An 18,048-nucleotide genomic window follows, 5' to 3' on the forward strand; every position below is an offset into this window, starting at 1 on the left:
AGAATAAATTAAAGTCCTAACGCTTCGTTGTTAGGACTTTTTTTATACATTTATTTCTAATAAAATTTTTCCATTTGAAAACAGCAGAATTACACAGCCTTTTCCTTACATGTCGTAGCGCATGTACAGATACAAGAACCATACAGACGGACGACATATTTTTTGCCTTAAAAGGCGATAATTTTAATGGAAATACTTATGCTAGTAAAGCCTTAGAGGCCGGAGCAAAATTTGCCGTTATAGACGAGGCATCAGCCCATACTTCTCAACATACCATTCTAGTGGAAAATGTTCTTCAAACACTTCAAGAACTCGCTTCGTTCCACCGTAATTATCTCGGTATTCCCATTGTAGCTTTAACAGGTAGCAACGGAAAAACAACTACCAAAGAGCTTATCAATGCTGTACTTTCCCAAAAATATAGCACCACAGCAACCAAAGGGAATTTAAACAACCATATAGGCGTACCCTTAACGCTACTATCCATGAACAAGACCACAGAAATAGGCATTGTCGAAATGGGAGCCAATCATCTTAAGGAAATCGCCTTTTCATGTCACATTGCAAAACCAGATTATGGTTACATCACAAATTTCGGAAAAGCCCATTTAGAAGGTTTTGGAGGTGTTGAGAGGGTTATAAAAGGTAAAAGTGAAATGTATCAATATTTAACTAACCATGGTAAAACCATATTTGTAAATGCGCATGACCCCATCCAAATTGAAAAAACAAAACAGGCCAAAATATATACGTTTGGAAAATCAGATCACAAGGTTGATGTAGGTGTAAACTATATAGACGCTCAACCTTTTGTGAGTTGCGCTTATCATAATTACGCTATACAAAGTCATCTTATAGGTGATTATAACTTTAATAATATTGCAGCAGCCATTACCATAGGACATTATTTTAAAGTCGATGACAGCGCTATTAAAACTGCTATTGAAAGTTATATCCCAACCAACAACCGTTCGCAAATTATAACTAAAGCATCTCATAAAATTATTCTTGACGCCTATAATGCAAACCCCACAAGCATGCGAGCAGCCCTTCTAAATTTAGAAAAACAAGAAGGCACCAAAATAGCCATTTTAGGCGATATGTTTGAACTTGGAAAAGATGCCCATAAAGAGCATACAGAGATTGTGAAACTGGCCACCGCACTTGAAATTGATAAAATTTATTTTATCGGTGAAAATTTTAATAACGTACAAGAATATTCAGAAAAGTTGACTTTATACCCTTCATTCGAAGCTTTTCAAGCAAAAAATCCAAATCTAGATTTTTTAAACGCCACAATATTAATAAAAGGGTCTCGAGGTATGGCGTTGGAGCGGGTTTTAGATCTTTTTTAAAACCCTCATTAGATTTAAAAAAAATGCCTGCCTTATAACGAATACAAGACAGGCACCCATAAATAATTCTCCCTATGAACTAATTAATAGCAAAAACACAAAATAGTTTACAGTCCCATTCGTATTGATACTAAAAGTTTTGATTTCTTCAAAAATTTCTTCCTCCTCAATTACTCCAAAACCTGGTTTTACATCCATTATTTGTTTTGAAATTGTAGACTCCTTATTCTTGACCTGATAACCCCTTCCTAGTAGTTCATTAGCCTTTTCAAGATCTTTGAGAACTCCATCTCCGTTTAAATAACAAACACCTAACCAATAGTTAGCCATGTCGGATTCACTTTTTATAAACCAATGTACTGCCTTGGTGTAATCTTGAGGAATATCTCCTAAGCCCTTTAAATAAAAATACGCTAAACTATATACCCCTTCATCATTTCCTAATTCTTAAGATTTTTTAAACCATTTAATAGCTTTTTGGTAATTTAAATTACATCCTGTTCCATACTTATATAAAACGCCCAGTTTTTGTGCAGCTAGTGAATTTCCCTCCTTTGCAGCTTCCTTAATTAATTTAAAACCTTTTTTCACAATGGAATTATCTGTATTATTAACGTATATGTGCCCTAATAACAGTTTTGCTTCAATATTACCTACAGACACACACGGCTTTAAATATTGAATTGCCTTTTTGGTGTTTTTTTCAACACTACTACTTCCTTTTAAATAGAAGAGCGCTTCCTGAATATTATAACTACAATTAAGATTTTGTTCTTGTGCACTCAAGGATACACGGCAAGAAATAGAAAGGGTATTAGTTTCATTTTTTTCGTTTATTAATTTGATAATAATTCATAATATTTTTGGTAAAATCATTTTATCATATTCTATAATATAGCTTTAGGTTTAGTATTAATTTAAACCCCATTTAATATCTATAAGCTCAAAACAAAAATGCTGGAATAAACTTACTTTTACTGTAAGAGATATTGTTTTTATTGTGCTTTTTTGTTATGATAAAAATGAATCAATACTGAACTCAACTTTTAAGAACCTTTTACGCAAACAACAGTAGTATATCCACTTTTTCTTTTTTAATCGAAATGCGCAGTTCACTCATTTCAGCTTGTAGCAAACTGGTATATATTGTATTTTTGTTTAAAATTTGAGCTTAATGAGTATAGAAGACATACAAAATGACATCATAGATGAATTCTCAATGTTTGAAGATTGGGAAGAACGCTACCAATATATGATTGATTTGGGGAAAGATTTACCCCTTATCGACGACCAATACAAAACGGACAGCAACATCATAAAAGGTTGCCAAAGTAAAGTTTGGGTACATGCCGAGATGCAAGACGATAAATTGGTATTTACTGCAGACAGTGATGCCATCATCACCAAAGGTATTATTGCGATTCTGATTCGTACCTTTTCTAATCAGCACCCTAAAGATATCATTCATGCAGAAACTGATTTTATTGATGAAATCGGCCTTAAAGAACATTTATCGCCTACGCGAGCCAATGGTTTAATAAGTATGATTAAGCAATTAAAAATGTATGCTATTGCTTATCAGACCCAATTGAAATAATTTCTGTAAAAAAACGGAAAGCATAACAAACAGATTTCCGCCTGCGCGGAAATGAAAATAAAATTATACGATTATGAGTGAAAATATAGATACCGCCGAACTCGGCGAAAAAATTGTAAATGTTTTAAAAACTATTTACGATCCTGAAATTCCAGTAGATATTTACGAATTAGGATTAATCTACGACGTTTTTGTAAATGAAGACAATGATGTTAAGATCTTAATGACATTAACTACACCTAATTGTCCTGTTGCCGAAACCCTTCCTTTAGAGGTAGAAGAAAAAGTAAAATCTCTTGACGAGGTTAAAGGTGCCGAGGTTGAAATTACTTTCGATCCACCTTGGACTCAAGAACTGATGAGCGAAGAGGCGAAATTGGAGTTGGGCATGCTTTAAAGGTGGTTTTTGGTTCTTGGTTTATAGTTTTTAGTCAATAGTCAATAGTCAATAGTCAATAGTCAAAATTAACAAATAGCTAATACGACTTCTTACTTAACAGTATATTAAAAAACAAACATTTATATGGCTGATGAAATCATCAATCGCGTTGCCAATAGCAAACTGGTTACTGTAAACCTTGAAGATTATTACCCACAAGGGAAACGTGTGCTTTTCGATATTAAAGATTGGCTTTACGAAGGTTTTATACTTCGTGAAAAAGACTTTAGAAACCAGGTTGCCAGCTTCGATTGGAGTCAATTTCAAGACCAATATGTTGCCTTAACTTGTAGTTCTGATGCCATCATTCCAGGATGGGCCTATATGTTGCTTAGTATTCAACTGCAACCTGTTGCCAAAAAAATTATAGTTGGTAGTTTAGACAACCTTGAAACGTCCATATACCAAGACGTGATTAACCAATTGGATGTTTCTGAGTTTGAAGGAAAACCAATTATTATAAAAGGTTGCTCGAACAAACCAGTCCCTCAAAACGCTTACATCATGCTTGCTAATAAATTGCAGCCTGTTGCTAAATCCATAATGTATGGCGAAGCTTGTTCGTCGGTACCCTTATACAAAAACAAATAACCCTTAATAATTAACAAACATTTTAAATCAATCCATTTTATTAAAAAATTTAAGATTATGAAAAGAATGCTGCTAATTTGTGCCTTTTTTATGAGTTTTATATTCTTAAACGCACAAACTAAAGAAGAATTAGAAGCCTTAAAATCTCAAAAAGAAGATTCTATTAGTGCACTGCAATCGGAATTTAATGCCCTTAAAAAACAAATAGAAAAATACCCAGGTTGGCATTACGGTGCTTTTGGTACTATTGGTGCTAATTTTTCGGAGTTTAACAATTGGTACGCTCAAGGTTCACCTAACAATTCTGCTGGTAACATAAACATTACAGTAAACCCATTTGCCAAGCTAAATCATGAAAAATATTTTTGGTACAATACAGCAAATATCAATTTAAGTTGGGTGAAATTTGATGATAAAGACGACCCAAATGACGATGATAGCTACCGACAAGCTACCGATGTTTTTACCTTAACATCGCTTTATGGATATAAAATTAGCAAGACGTTGGCGGCTTCTACCTTAGGAGAATACAGAACCACTTTATTAAACAATTTTAACGATCCTGGTTACTTAGATTTAGGTATTGGTATTACGTGGACACCTATTAGCGATTTGGTAGTGGTTATACACCCTTTAAACTACAATATTGTATTTAGTAGTGAATCTACCGTTTTCGATTCTTCCTTAGGTACCAAAATAGTTGCTAACTATGCAAAATCTATTGGTAAACTAAAGTTGAAATCTAATTTATCGATGTTTCAATCGTATAAAAGTTCCGATTTATCAAACTGGACATGGACTAACACTTTTGCTTACGAAGTATGGAAAGGTATTGGTTTAGGATTTGAATTTGGCTTAAGAGACAACAAACAAGAAGCTTTAAATTTTGCACTTGACAACTACGATCCTTCAGCTATTCCAGCACAAACGGAGCCTACGTTCGACAATGTTGACAACGACTTACAAACTTACTGGACCTTTGGGTTGAGTTATGCTTTTTAATCCATCGGGAAAATAGTTTATTATAAAAGCGTCTTTAAGGGCGCTTTTATAATTTTATATTGGGTGTGTAAAATTTCTTTTCAAATAATATTGCCTAAAATTGGTCTTCGACAAGCTCAGACTGACAAGGAGAGCTATATGCTTTAAGGTATGCAAGAGTCCAACGTTTTTATTAAACGTATGTCCTAACTTTAAACTTTTTACTAATATCTAACATTTTTAATATATAACTTCTTCTTCCTTTGGTTTTGGCATAGAAATCAGATTGACATCCTTCATTTAATCGCCCTTAAACTTTTTCTTTTTATTCATTAGTGTCCGATAAAAGATTTAAAAAGCGGGATTTCCAAGATAGGATTTCCCGCTTATTTTGTATCTTGAAGTTATCACACATCCAAGATATGAATAAAAGTAAAAACTTTAGCGGACACCCCATAATCAAACAGGTATTAAATTTCATTTTGCCCAAAGATGTTCATCGGACAGCCAAAAAGCACAACAGCGATCGCTATACCAAAAAGTTTACCACCTATGAGCATTTGGCCACTATGGTATTTACCGTGATCAGTGGCTGTAGCTCACTTCGTGAGGTTTCCAGTATTATGCTTGCCTGCGAGGGAAAGATCAACCATCTAGGACTCACGGACTTTCCAAAACGCAGTACCTTGTCAGATGCTAACAGGAGAAGAAGCTCTGAAGTATTTGCCGATATTTATCATTTACTCTACAAACGTTACCATCGCTTTTTATCGGACAGCAGACCCTTAGAACCTGCAGTGAAGAACCTTAAAATCGTTGATTCCTCGACCATACCCCTATTTAGCGACATTCTTAAAGGTGTAGGAAGGAACCCGCTCAACGGCAAAAAGAAAGGAGGTATCAAGATGCATACTATGATAAACGCCATGGAAGACGTTCCTTGTCTGATTAAGTTTTCAAGCGCGGCCACCCACGACCACACCTTTTTAAAAGACCTGGAACTCAAGAAGGGCTCTTATGTGGTTTTTGACAAAGGGTATGTGGATTATGAGCAATACCAAAAATGGACACTGGAAGATGTTTACTTTGTGACTCGGCAAAAGGACAATGCTCGCTATACAAGCCTTGAAGAGTTTGATATCTCCAATAAAGTGGACGATGCTGTCTTAAAGGACGAAAAAATAGGGCTTACGGACAAAAACGGCAATGCTTTTTCCCTGAGGAGAATCGCTTTTTGGCACGAAAAGCACCAAAAAGTTTATGAGTTCATCACTAATAATTATGATCTTGATGCAGACAAAATAGCCGACATCTATAAAAATAGGTGGCAGATTGAGACGATGTTCAAGCGGCTTAAACAGAACTTTCCGCTAAAGTATTTTTTGGGAGACAATCAAAATGCCATCGAAATACAAATCTGGGTCAGTTTGATAATCCAGCTCATTATGCTTGTGATCCAAAGAAAAGCCCAAAGAAACTGGGCTTATTCCAATATGATGTCCGTCATACGATACCATTTGATGACATATATCGATTTGTTCAAATTCCTGAAAAACCCAGAAGCTAATTGGGAAGAGATTACAACCAAAAACATTGGGCAATTAAGCCTTTTTGACCCATAAGGAGGTTCTGTTTTCAAAATAAAGAGTGCGATCAATAAAAAAGGCCAACACCAAAGCTTTTTTAGCTAATTCTGTTTTTTATCGGACAACAATACTTTTTATTCTTACTTTTAAAAAGGCGCTTAAAAAAGCCATCATGCTTTTCTGGTTCGCAATTTAAATCTGTTATAACTTGTTGAGATGACGCTTCAAAATGAGCATTGGTAATTTCCGCGAAAGCGTTATCAGCATTTAAAGCTTTATAAAACTCACCAAAAATGGGTAAAGCCGAGTTAGCGCCCTGCCCCATTCCTGTGGTTTTAAATCCGATGCTATGATTATCATTCCCCACCCAAGTCACGGTAACTAACTTTGGTGTAATACCTACAAACCAGCCATCTTTATTATTTTGGGTGGTTCCTGTTTTTCCTGCAATGGCATTTTTTAAACCGTAACGACTTCTTAATCGTTTTGCGGTACCATGATTTACGGTGGCCTTCATCATGTGAAGCATGACTTGCCTAGTATAATCATTAAAGGCTTCTTCTTCGGCTATTTCAGGCTCAAAAGAAGCGATAACATTACCATGATGATCTTCGATTTTAGTGATATAATACGGTTTGGCTACATGACTGTTATTTACGAAACTGGTGTAAGCCCCCGTCAATTCTTTTAAATTGATTTGGGCCACTCCAAGAGCCAGTGAAGGTTCATTAGGCAATTCCTTAGTGATGCCCATGCGCTGGGCTTGTTCGATAACCTTAGAAATACCAACTTTATTCAGCACCTTAACGGCAATGGTGTTTACCGAATGGCTTAAAGCTTTCTCTAAAGAATAATTCTCATATGCATCATCTTCGTTACTACCAGAATTACTTGGCGTCCAGTTTTTATAATTGGTATAAGTCACTTCTGCCAATGAGAAATATTCACAAGGATCCATACCATTTTGAATGGCGGCCGTATACACAAAAGGCTTAAAGGTTGACCCCACTTGGCGTTCACTTTGCGAAACATGATCGTACTTAAAAAAGCGGTAATCGACACCTCCAATATAAGTTCGTACAGCTCCAGAACTTGGGTCGACAGCCAACATGCCTGTGTTTAAAAATTTTAAAAACTGACTAATACTATCTCTTACACTTAAGTTTTGAATGGTGTCACCTGCCCAAGAAAACAATTCAACTTCGCGTTTTACAGCCAGGGAATCCTGAATTTGAGCATCCGACAACCCTTGCTCCTTGTACAGCTTATATTTGGGTAATTTTTTAACCTCAGCATCAATTAATTTGGAGTTCGTCCAAGGTCCTGCGTTTCCATAAGAAGCCTCAAAGTCCTTTTGAAGTTTGGCCATATGTGTTTTCATGGCTTCTTCCGCAAGCTGCTGCATTTTTAAATCTAAGGTGGTATATACTTTTAATCCATCTTTATATAAATCATAGGCCTCACCTTCTGAATTTGTTATGGTATCTAAAATGGCAGACAATTCCTTTTTAACCTGCTCTCTAAAATAGGGTGCCACACCTTGGTCATGATTAAACGACCGGTAATTTAACTCCACAGGTGTTTCTGTAATAACCTCTAAGGAATCGGCCGATAAGTAACCATACTTCTCCATTTGAGAAAGCACCACATCGCGACGTTCTTGACTACGATCTAAATGCAATCGGGGATTATAATAGGTATTTGCTTTTAGGCTTCCTATTAAGGTTGCCGCCTCAGAAATGCTTAAATCCTTCGTTGATTTATTAAAGAATTTTTGAGAAGCACTTTCAATACCATAAGTATTATCAGAAAAAGGAACCGTATTGAAGTAAAGGGTTAGGATTTCATTTTTAGTATAAATTTCTTCCAACCGCTTGGCAATGATACTCTCTTTGAATTTATTGACTACAATCCCAAAAAACCAGTAGTCTCTTCTCCCAAAAAGATTTTTAGCCAACTGAAGTGTGATGGTACTTCCGCCACCAGACGATTTGTCTTGAAGGAGTATACTTTTCACGAAAACCCTTAGTAAACTTACATTATCGATGCCGTCGTGATTAAAAAAACGTACATCTTCGGTAGCCACTAAAGCATCTATTAAATGCTTGGGGAAATCTTCAAACTCTAAAGGCTGCCTGTCATAGATATAATATTTACCAATAAGTTCACCATCCTTATCAAGCACTTCGGTAGATTCTTCCTGAATGATAAAACTTAAATCTTCTTTGGATGGCACCTTTCCGAAAAGTCCGAGATAAATACTAAAGAACAAACTCACAAAAAATAAAAAAACAGCTACCACTAAAAGTAGCAACCGTTTTATCCATTTGTTCTGTAATATCTTTTTAATGCTATGTTTCATAAACAATCAAGATATAAAAGCTTATTAATCCTCCTCCTCATAATCGGGGTAAAGAAAGTGGTTATAAGGAAAACGTGTTACATGAATTTCTCGTACTTCATCATACACACGTTTTTTAAATTCTTCTAAGTTTTTCTTGTTAAGCGCAGAAATAAATAAGGCATTATTGCCTACTTTACTCATCCAAGTACTTTTCCACTCTTCTAAAGAATAGTGTTTTTCGGTACGTTCGGTTGCTAAATCATCCGCGTCAATCGGTTCTTGTTGATACGCATCAATTTTATTAAAAACCATGATGGTAGGTTTGTTGTTACTTTCAATTTCACCTAAAATCTTTTCAACCGAGGCAATATGCTCTTCAAAATTAGGGTGTGAAATATCAACCACATGTAATAATAAATCCGCTTCTCTAACCTCATCAAGGGTACTTTTAAAACTATCTACCAACTGGGTAGGCAATTTTCTAATAAACCCTACCGTATCACTAAGTAAAAAAGGCAGGTTTTGAATTACTACTTTTCTAACGGTGGTATCCAAAGTAGCGAAGAGTTTGTTTTCGGCAAACACATCACTTTTACTAATCACATTCATAAGGGTTGACTTTCCAACGTTGGTATACCCTACAAGTGCCACACGAACCATTTTACCACGGTTACCGCGTTGTACAGCCATCTGCTTATCGATAGTTTTGATACGCGATTTTAACAAGGCTATTTTATCACGCACAATACGTCTATCGGTTTCGATCTCGGTTTCACCAGGTCCGCGCATACCAATACCCCCTTTTTGACGCTCAAGGTGAGTCCACATACCACGTAAACGCGGTAGTAAATATTCGCATTGCGCCAATTCAACCTGCGTTCTTGCATAACTGGTTTGGGCACGTTGGGCGAAAATATCTAAAATTAAATTGGTTCTATCTAAAACCTTAACATTTAGAATTTTACTAATATTACGTTCTTGTGCTGCCGATAACTCGTCATCAAAAATAGCTGTACTAATATTATTGGCTTCAATGTACTCGCGCACATCTTCCATCTTCCCAGTTCCAATAAAAGTTTTAGAGTTTGGCATCTCCATTTTCTGGGTAAAACGCTTCACCGCATAGCCACCAGCGGTAAACGTTAAAAACTCCAATTCATCTAAATATTCTTTAGATTTTTCTTCATCTTGATCTTTAGTAATAATACCGATTAATACGGCTCTTTCTAAAGCGACATCCTTCTTTTCTATCATATAAATAAATATATTATACAAAGTTACACAATTGCTACCATTATAATTAAAAAAGAATTTTAGACTTACAGATATTATTAAACCTCATTTTTAAACTATTAGTCTTATTTTTGAAATTATGACAAATACCTTTGACGACATTCCTGTACGCCACGATTTACAAGCGGTTGCTTTTTATAATCTTGAAAATTTATTCGATTTAATTCAAGACACACACATTCATGATGAAGATTTTTTGCCAACTTCAGCAAAACGATGGACGCATAAACGCTATGAAAATAAACTAAGGAAATTAGGTTATGCCATTTCGCATATAGGCCGGAGAGAAACAGGGAAAAACCCTGCTATTGTTGGTGTGGCTGAAATTGAAAACAAAAAGGTTTTAAACGATTTATTACAGTCGAAACACTTAGAGCATTTAAAGTACAATTATGTGCACTACAACTCCTTGGACGAACGTGGCATTGATGTGGCCTTGTTATACGACCAGGATGTTTTTAGTGTTACCCACTCTGAACCGTTTAGAATAGAACTTTTCCACGACAGTGGTTTACCCGATTACACCCGCGATATCTTGCTGGTTACCGGACTTTTAGATGGTGAAGAGATACATGTTATTGTAAACCATTGGCCATCGCGTCGTGAAGGGGAAGTATTATCGGAACCGAAACGATTAGCCACTTCTGCAAAAGTTAGCGAGATTATTTCTGGATTAAAAGCTGTTAACGAGGATGCTAAAATCATTGTTATGGGCGATTTTAATGAAGACTCCAACAACCCTGGTATCCAAGAATTGGTTAAAACCTCGAATTTATTTAATCTTATGGAAACCCTGCGTTCCTACAACCGCGGCTCGACCTACTATAATAGAAAATGGGATTTGTTTGATCAAATATTAATTACTACTAATTTCTTTAAAACCTCTGAAAACAACTTTGAGTTTAGTAAAGCCAATATTTTTGATGAAGACTTCCTAAAAACATTTAACGGCCCATACAAAGGAACCCCATATCGCACCTATGTTGGCACACGTTATAATGGCGGGTATAGCGATCATTTTCCGGTGTATGCTGTTTTTAAGAAGTAAATATCTTTATAAGTTTCAAGGTGCTTGTATGGTTATAGTGAATTCAAATAGAAACGAAATATATGAATGAAGCGGTTCAAAACTATCTAGACCACCAAAAAACATGGAAAGAGGCACTATTTAAACTTAGGGATATTGTTTTGGCTTGTAACTTGGAAGAAACCTTTAAATGGAAACACCCATGTTACACACACCAAGATAATAATGTGGTACTCATTCATGAATTTAAGGACTATTGCGGACTTTCATTTTTTAAAGGTGTTTTATTATCCGACCCTGAAAATAGGCTTATTCAACAAACCGAAAACATGCAAACGGCAAGGCAGATGCGCTTTACAAGTGTTCAAGAAATTACAACGATTGAACCCGTTATAAAGCAGTATATAAATGAAGCTATAGAGAAATCGGGACAAAAGGTTGCAATGAAGAAAACCTCCGATTATGTCGTACCCACAGAATTGGAAGCTGTTTTTAAAGAGAACCCAGATTTTAAAAAGGCATTTTATAATTTAACTCCAGGGCGTCAACGTGGTTATTTGTTACATTTTGACCAGCCCAAACAATCGAAAACCAAAACAGCCCGCATTAATAAAAACCAAGCTCGAATTTTAGACGGCTACGGATTAAATGACTGTACTTGTGGGTTAAGCAAACGAAAACCTACTTGTGATGGCTCGCATAAACAATTGGAAGACTCTAATTAATCATTATAAACACATCGCTCTCGCCAGTTTAAACTGGTGGTTTTCACGAAATAATTTATCCGATCCCAAAAACATTAAAACAAATTGACTTTTTAAATACTCAGAGAATTTGTTTTCCTAGATCAATTAAAGTATTATTTCGAGATAATTTTCAAATGCTCTACAATTATTCCTGAATTAGCAACAGCAAATTCAGCAGAACTATTCCAATTATTTCCCGCAGTATAATTAGGAAATTTATTATCTGTAAATGGAAAATCATCAGTATTTTTAATTTTTACGATCAAGGTTAAGTAATCATTATTAGATGAATTTAAAGTTCCTTTAAGTGCTTCATATACTTCATCCTCTTTAGGTAAAAAATGTAAATAGATATAAGCAAATTTTATTTCTTTAATATTTTGCTCATTTGTTAATTTTAAAGCATATCCTTTAACATCATATTCTAATGCATCAATTAGTTTTGAAATTGAATTATCTATAAAGCTGTTTTTTTCATCAATAATTGTTTCGTTTAAATTAGTTAGAATCTGAGTCTTATTTTGGGCTAGTATTGTATTACTTGTTAAGACTAAAGCTAGTAAACTTAATATTAATTTTATTATTTGCATTTTTCAATAATTATTTTAGTTACAGCACCGCTCCCGCCAGTTTGCAACTTGTGGTTTTTACCAAATAATTTATACGTCCCAAAAGACATTAAAATAAACTGACCTTGTAAATATATCTATCCAATAAACCATTCCAAAAGACACAAAAATACAATAGCCTAGGTGTGATTTGGACTTATAATTTCTACTCACCTTAGCAAGGTAGTAAAAAAACTATAGCCATATAAAGCTTTGGTTTTTAATCTCATTACGGCCACCAGTTGCAAACTGGCGGTAGCGGGGAATTTAGGAAGTGCTATTGCTTAGTTAACATCATCGTATTAGTAGGCAGTATTTGCACCACTCTGCCGACACATTCTTCGGAGTTAATTAACTCCCTACTCGGAACCAATGATAATGTCATTTTTCCATCGCCACTGCTATAGATAAAAACAACTCCCGATTGACCACACTCTGTATTTTTCCCATTATAATAAAGCGTATAAGCTTTATTGTATCTAGATGGATACATACCCCAAATAACTAAACTATCATCATCAGGTAAAAGGGTCGTGTTTTCTATTGTACGACCACTACTATCTTTAATAAGGTATTTCATTAAAAGAATATCAATTTTAAAATCACTAACAAACTTATTATCAGTCTCTTTTGCAATCATAAATTCATAACTCTTGTTGTTATAATCACCCCTCCATACACCAACATACTTCCCCAAAATGTCATTTACATCTTTAGCATAACAATCATTTTCTTCTATAAATTCACCACCTTTTATCCAAAACTCTTCCAATGGTACAATACATTGTTGTACTTTACACCCTAATGCAACTAAAAATGTTAATGTTAAAATAAGTTTTAATTGTGTCATAATTTTTTCTTTCAATTTAGTTACACGGTATACTTTTTATTGTTCTGCACCGCTCCCGCCAGTTTGCAACTGGTTGTTTTCACGCAATATTTTATACGACCCCAAAGACATTAAAATAAACTGACCTTGTAAATATATCTATCCAATAAACAGTTGTAAAAGGCACAAAATATAGCCTAAGTGTGTTTTGGACTTTATAATATCTACTCACCATAGAAAGGTAGTAAAAAACTACAACTATATAAAGTCATGGTTTTGAATCTCATTACGGCCACCAGTTGCAAACTGGAGGTAGCGGGGGTTGATATAAGTAGTGAGCCATTTATATTCACGAAAAAACGGTTTATCTTACCTACCAATTAACAGTATTTTAATAGAGACCTTTTATGCTAGTTTTTAAATTTGTGCTTTCTAATTTTTTTAAAAAACCTGCTATAATGAAAAGAATTTATACGCTATTATGCTGTCTTTTATGTATGGGGCTTTCTGCTCAAGACAAGGTAAAACCTAAAGCTGTAGACATACCAGAACCATTAATGTTTGATTTGGTTAGAGGATTAGGGGCGAGTAAAGGGGAATTAGAGATTAACACCTTAGCAGACTTCCCTATGAATCATATAGATTCTCGCGGTGTAGAATGGGCTCCAGAAATAGAATACGCCGTTATAGATGGTCTTGCTTTTGAACTCGAATTCCCAATGCATAATTTTGAATTGGAAGCGATAAAAGTTGCCGCGCAATACACGCTTGGGCAGTCTAAATCAAATAAATTCATTCATGGTATTCAAGTCATTGGAGAAACCATGTTAAACAGCAGAATTACAGAATTAAGCATGTTATACATACCGGCTTATCGTTTTAACAAAACCTGGAGTGCTATTGGTTTGTTTGGCGTGATGATAGAAATGGGGGCTGATGTACCAAGCAAGCATCATACGATTTTATTAAACACTTCTGTATTTGCTAACCTAAACGAACACCTCGTTTTAGGTCTAGAGCTCAATAATACAGATACGATGCAACAGGGTTTGGATAGTAACGAGATGTCATTATTAGTATTACCACAAATGCATTACCATATAGGGCATGGTTACGAATTGCAGTTTGGTATTGGGGCAAATTTTGAAAATTCGGTAGCTCAAGCTTCAAGTGTTCTGCGCTTTATAAAAACGTTTTAAAAAACGCCACTCCCAGCCAGTGTACAACTGGTGGTTTTTACCCAGTAAACCATTCCAAAAGACACAAAAATACAATAGCCTAGGTGTGTTTTGGACTTAAAATTTCTACTAACCTTATCAAGGTAGTAAAAAAACTACAGCCATATAAAGCTTTGGTTTTGAATTTTATTACGGCCACCAGTTGCAAACTGGCGGTAGCGGGGCTCGTTTATAACGAGTGCCGTCAAAGATTAAAACATAAATATACCGCCATTAAATTCAATTAAAAAAACGAGTATAATAAATATACCCGTTTAATATTAGAATACTATTATTTTTTTGACTTACCAGTACCGGTACCCGACACAGTTGAGCGCTAGCAGAGGGTTAATCAAAAAAGTATCAATTTATAAATAATACGCTTCCGCGGAAAGCACTTAGATATTCGGTTTTTTAAACCAGTTCTACTTTCTTTTTCTTGCACTCATAATGCCTTAAATCATGCTCCTTTTGTCTTGGAGAACTAAAGCTAGATATTCTTTTTAGGTAACCAATTACTCGGGTACCATAATCAGTATTTTTTGATCCACATTTAGGGCATTTCTGAAGGGTTTGCTTATCAATATGTTGGCAATCATTACAAATGGTAATTTTTATATTAAAACAAAAGTAATTACAGCCGGCTGCGGCAGTGGTTTCCAAAAGTTTTAAAAACCCCGCTTTATTAGGTGTTTCCTCTAAATTTAAATGTAATGCCGATCCGCCATCCAAGTATTGAATAATCTCTTTACCGTGTAAAATAATTTTGTCTAGATGATTTATTTGTTGACTTTCTACAGGGTAAAAATAGGAGTTGTAACAGGCTCTAGGCACAAACAAGCCGTCTTCGGCATCCCACTTAGCATTTTTAACCCCTAAATTTTCGGCTGGCACAAATTCGGTATTAAACATGTAACCATATTTCTCTTTAGCTTCCTTATTGGCGTCAAAAATGGTTTTCAATTGTTTTTTTACAAAGTCTTTATAAGTGGAACTATTTTCGGCCTTTATACCTAAGTATTCAGCAGCTTCCACCATACCGTTTATCCCTATGGTTAAAAACTGTTTATCTAAGGTTATATAACCCGCATCATAAACAGGAAGCATGCCAGCTTCCAAATAATCTTCTACAATACGCCTATAAGTCACCTGATATTTCTGGATTTTGACAACCTCTTCCTTAAGATCCCTTTTTTGTTGAATAAGGCGATTCATATTTAGGGTGATTACATTTATAGATCCCGTTGAAACGCCTCCAGCACCAAGTGAGTAACTAAAGGTATTATCGCTAATTTCATTTCTTAATCTACAACAAGAAGCTAAACTATCGGCGCTCTCCGCCTGATATATAAAAAAAGAGTTGCCTTCACTTAACTGGGTGGCACACATGTTTGCAAAATCATGATCTACGGGTTTACCCTTGGCTACAAGCATGGCCGCGGTAACCACAGGAAAGGTAAGTACAGCCTTTTCCCGTTCCTTATTAAACCAAGACATGAAATAGCTTTGTAATTTTTTTAAATCCTCCCATCGCGCTGGGGTTAAATCTGGAAAAACAAAATCGCTAAACATACTATTAAAATAAAGCTCATCGTAAATTGAGATATTCCAAAAAACCGATTGATACCCACGAGCGGCAGCGGGTTGATTGATAGCATAAACCACATGTTGCAAATGATTTTCTATCGTTTTGGTATTTGTTTTTAAATAATTGTCCCCATAATCCTTTTTAGCAAAATAATCAAAATACAATAAAAACTCTACCGTTGCTAAAGCGCCTGCAAACTGAGAACTTATAGCAAATACCAAATTAACAAATTCACCACAGAAACTCTCCAAATGCATAGGCGCTTTACTTTCACCGCCCAATTTAGTCATGCCATCTAACAAAAATGGATACATACTTATGGAGACACAATACGGTTTTAATGAAGTTTCATCATGAATATAAATCTCATGATTTTCAATTTGTCGCACGTATTCATTAGCTAAGTCATCATCAAAAAGCGTGGCAATTTTATTTTTAACTAGTTGCCTGTTTACCTGAATATTTACATCCTTATTGAGCTCAAACTCCATAGTCGCTATGTTTTTGGAGGCCACATTGGCATTGGCATCCATGGTAGATCCATCGGCAGCATTATTGGCATTGATGTAATTGGAAATGAATTGAATTTTTTGTTCAATTTGTTTTTGGCTTAATCTGATCATGACTTTTGGGTTTTTAAAAATAAATGATTTAATGGCGTATTCGATGCTACTTCAATAAACTTCTGGTTGGTCTTTGCACTATCAAGCCCTCCTAAATCGGAGTCCCACCTACCTGTTTTTATCCAAGTTAGCTCATCTAAAATACATTTTGGCACAGAGGTTTCTCCAGTATACAAACAGGTTTTATACCCTGATTTTTGAGCTATATTTAAATATTTTGAAAGCTTTTGAGCATACCATTCCCCCCCCATAAACAATACACAAGTAGCAAGAACTTTGTATCTATCTAAAATATCCAAATAGATATTTTGTGTTAGCTTTTCCCCATACTTTTCCTTCCAAAGAAAAGGTGAATGACAGCCCGGACACTTTAATTGACAACCACTAATACTAAAACAAATACTTATTTGTCCTGGCACTTCTTGCAAGGCTATTTGCATATCATGATAATACATAGAACAGGGTAATACCGATAAAACAGGTTTATCGAAACATTAAAAAACGATTAAATTGCAATAGGTATCCTTTATGAGGATGGCTTGATGCCAGTAACTTTTTTCCCGAAAGTTAGGCTCATTCTGAAAGTGGCAGGTCTTCTGACTTACTCTGGTTGTTACGTCTTCCCATTTATTTTTTTAAATAGTGACTAAAGAATGTAACACCTTTTTAAGAGCTTACAGCTGCGGGAACAGTTACGGATTTTCACCATATTCCCTTTTAATCCAAAACAGGGCACAGCCTGTCTTTAGAACCAAATTCATAGTTCAAAAGTAGTAAAAAAGAGCGCTGATAGGCTTAGCGAAAAATTTGATTTTTCAACAAGATATTAACCACTATAGTGCTTGAAATAAAACTAAAGTAAGTCCCAAAACGACTACAGGTAAAAACCACAATACCCAAATGTTATAATCTAGCTTTTTATTTTTAAGCATTTTAACATTGCGTATTTTTCGTTTTCTACCGCCGTACTGCATCCAATTTTTAAAATAAATGAAGATAACAACCAACACAAATAATATCCATGCTTTTGATGCCGACATGGTTTGCACATTCATTTGTTTAAAAAATCCTGAAAAAAAAACGCCTAAAAGTAGTAACAAACTACATTGCAGAAATGATACGTAAAACGTAGCAATATCGTTGGCTTTCTTACTTTTTTTAGATTTATAATATTGAAAAAAATGAAAGAATAATTTATCGAATGTGGTCATGGTAATTTTTAAA

General features: G+C 35.0%; 18 protein-coding genes, 1 pseudogene and 1 riboswitch. Of the genes and pseudogenes, 9 read left to right on the forward strand and 10 right to left on the reverse strand.

The window, feature by feature from the left end; genetic code table 11:
- The first annotated feature begins 74 nt into the window (after positions 1-74).
- Positions 75-1,355, forward strand: a complete 1,281-nt coding sequence (locus C1A40_RS04110; RefSeq protein WP_102994788.1) for a UDP-N-acetylmuramoyl-tripeptide--D-alanyl-D-alanine ligase — start codon at positions 75-77, stop codon at positions 1,353-1,355.
- A 72-nt stretch (positions 1,356-1,427) separates the two neighbouring features.
- Here C1A40_RS04110 and C1A40_RS04115 read toward each other — a convergent pair whose 3' ends face one another.
- The 3 genes and pseudogenes from C1A40_RS04115 to C1A40_RS04125 form a co-directional block, all read right to left on the reverse strand.
- A complete protein-coding gene (locus C1A40_RS04115) occupies positions 1,428-1,685 on the reverse strand; it encodes an SEL1-like repeat protein (RefSeq protein ID WP_102994789.1) in 258 nt (85 codons plus the stop codon).
- A 21-nt stretch (positions 1,686-1,706) separates the two neighbouring features.
- Positions 1,707-1,769, reverse strand: a pseudogene (locus C1A40_RS18760) (hypothetical protein); the annotation flags it as partial.
- Between the two features lie 33 nt (positions 1,770-1,802).
- Entirely contained in the window at positions 1,803-2,141 is a 339-nt protein-coding gene (locus C1A40_RS04125) for a tetratricopeptide repeat protein (RefSeq protein ID WP_158651265.1), read from the reverse strand.
- Between the two features lie 388 nt (positions 2,142-2,529).
- Here C1A40_RS04125 and C1A40_RS04130 point away from each other — a divergent pair, with 388 nt between their 5' ends.
- From C1A40_RS04130 to C1A40_RS04150, 5 genes are all read left to right on the forward strand, one after another.
- Positions 2,530-2,952 (forward strand): SufE family protein, encoded by a 423-nt coding sequence (locus C1A40_RS04130; protein ID WP_102994791.1) that lies wholly within the window; start codon positions 2,530-2,532, stop codon positions 2,950-2,952.
- A 73-nt stretch (positions 2,953-3,025) separates the two neighbouring features.
- Positions 3,026-3,349, forward strand: coding sequence for an SUF system Fe-S cluster assembly protein (locus tag C1A40_RS04135; protein ID WP_102994792.1), 324 nt, complete (start codon positions 3,026-3,028; stop codon positions 3,347-3,349).
- Between the two features lie 126 nt (positions 3,350-3,475).
- A complete protein-coding gene (locus C1A40_RS04140) occupies positions 3,476-3,982 on the forward strand; it encodes a DUF2480 family protein (RefSeq protein ID WP_102994793.1) in 507 nt (168 codons plus the stop codon).
- A 57-nt stretch (positions 3,983-4,039) separates the two neighbouring features.
- Complete coding sequence (locus C1A40_RS04145; RefSeq protein ID WP_102994794.1) at positions 4,040-4,984, forward strand: DUF3078 domain-containing protein; 945 nt, start codon at positions 4,040-4,042, stop codon at positions 4,982-4,984.
- 401 nt (positions 4,985-5,385) lie between these two features.
- Complete coding sequence (locus C1A40_RS04150) at positions 5,386-6,585, forward strand: IS4 family transposase (RefSeq protein WP_102994434.1); 1,200 nt, start codon at positions 5,386-5,388, stop codon at positions 6,583-6,585.
- A 61-nt stretch (positions 6,586-6,646) separates the two neighbouring features.
- Here C1A40_RS04150 and C1A40_RS04155 read toward each other — a convergent pair whose 3' ends face one another.
- Together C1A40_RS04155 and hflX are read right to left on the reverse strand one after the other, a co-directional pair.
- A complete protein-coding gene (locus tag C1A40_RS04155; RefSeq protein ID WP_102994795.1) occupies positions 6,647-8,911 on the reverse strand; it encodes a transglycosylase domain-containing protein in 2,265 nt (754 codons plus the stop codon).
- A 24-nt stretch (positions 8,912-8,935) separates the two neighbouring features.
- Positions 8,936-10,147 carry a GTPase HflX gene (hflX, locus tag C1A40_RS04160; RefSeq protein ID WP_102994796.1) on the reverse strand — a complete coding sequence of 404 codons (1,212 nt, stop codon included), beginning with the start codon at positions 10,145-10,147 and terminating at the stop codon, positions 8,936-8,938.
- A 118-nt stretch (positions 10,148-10,265) separates the two neighbouring features.
- On the opposite strand from hflX, the gene C1A40_RS04165 reads away from it, so the two are divergent.
- Positions 10,266-11,234, forward strand: coding sequence for an endonuclease/exonuclease/phosphatase family protein (locus C1A40_RS04165; protein ID WP_102994797.1), 969 nt, complete (start codon positions 10,266-10,268; stop codon positions 11,232-11,234).
- A 62-nt stretch (positions 11,235-11,296) separates the two neighbouring features.
- The gene (locus C1A40_RS04170; RefSeq protein ID WP_102994798.1) at positions 11,297-11,938 is read left to right on the forward strand and encodes a DUF1801 domain-containing protein; all 642 of its coding nucleotides are present in this window, start codon (positions 11,297-11,299) and stop codon (positions 11,936-11,938) included.
- 134 nt (positions 11,939-12,072) lie between these two features.
- Here the strand turns inward: C1A40_RS04170 and C1A40_RS04175 are convergent, their stop codons facing one another.
- Complete coding sequence (locus tag C1A40_RS04175; RefSeq protein WP_102994799.1) at positions 12,073-12,549, reverse strand: hypothetical protein; 477 nt, start codon at positions 12,547-12,549, stop codon at positions 12,073-12,075.
- Positions 12,550-12,844: 295 nt separating this feature from the next.
- Positions 12,845-13,417: a hypothetical protein gene (locus tag C1A40_RS04180; protein WP_102994800.1), complete on the reverse strand. Its 573-nt coding sequence runs from the start codon at positions 13,415-13,417 to the stop codon at positions 12,845-12,847.
- Positions 13,418-13,854: 437 nt separating this feature from the next.
- Here C1A40_RS04180 and C1A40_RS04185 point away from each other — a divergent pair, with 437 nt between their 5' ends.
- Entirely contained in the window at positions 13,855-14,595 is a 741-nt protein-coding gene (locus C1A40_RS04185; protein ID WP_158651266.1) for a hypothetical protein, read from the forward strand.
- A 432-nt stretch (positions 14,596-15,027) separates the two neighbouring features.
- Here C1A40_RS04185 and nrdD read toward each other — a convergent pair whose 3' ends face one another.
- From nrdD to C1A40_RS04200, 3 genes are all read right to left on the reverse strand, one after another.
- Positions 15,028-16,824 carry an anaerobic ribonucleoside-triphosphate reductase gene (gene nrdD, locus C1A40_RS04190; RefSeq protein ID WP_102994802.1) on the reverse strand — a complete coding sequence of 599 codons (1,797 nt, stop codon included), beginning with the start codon at positions 16,822-16,824 and terminating at the stop codon, positions 15,028-15,030.
- Positions 16,821-17,279, reverse strand: coding sequence for a 4Fe-4S cluster-binding domain-containing protein (locus C1A40_RS04195; RefSeq protein WP_102994803.1), 459 nt, complete (start codon positions 17,277-17,279; stop codon positions 16,821-16,823). Before C1A40_RS04195 ends, nrdD begins: the two co-directional genes overlap by 4 nt.
- Positions 17,280-17,393: 114 nt before the next feature.
- Positions 17,394-17,595: riboswitch (cobalamin riboswitch) on the reverse strand.
- Positions 17,596-17,657: 62 nt separating this feature from the next.
- On the reverse strand, positions 17,658-18,035 hold the full coding sequence (locus C1A40_RS04200; protein WP_102994804.1) for a hypothetical protein: 378 nt from the start codon (positions 18,033-18,035) through the stop codon (positions 17,658-17,660).
- Positions 18,036-18,048: the final 13 nt, after the last annotated feature.

The sequence above is a fragment of the Tamlana carrageenivorans genome, from assembly GCF_002893765.1.
Lineage (GTDB): Bacteria > Bacteroidota > Bacteroidia > Flavobacteriales > Flavobacteriaceae > Pseudotamlana > Pseudotamlana carrageenivorans.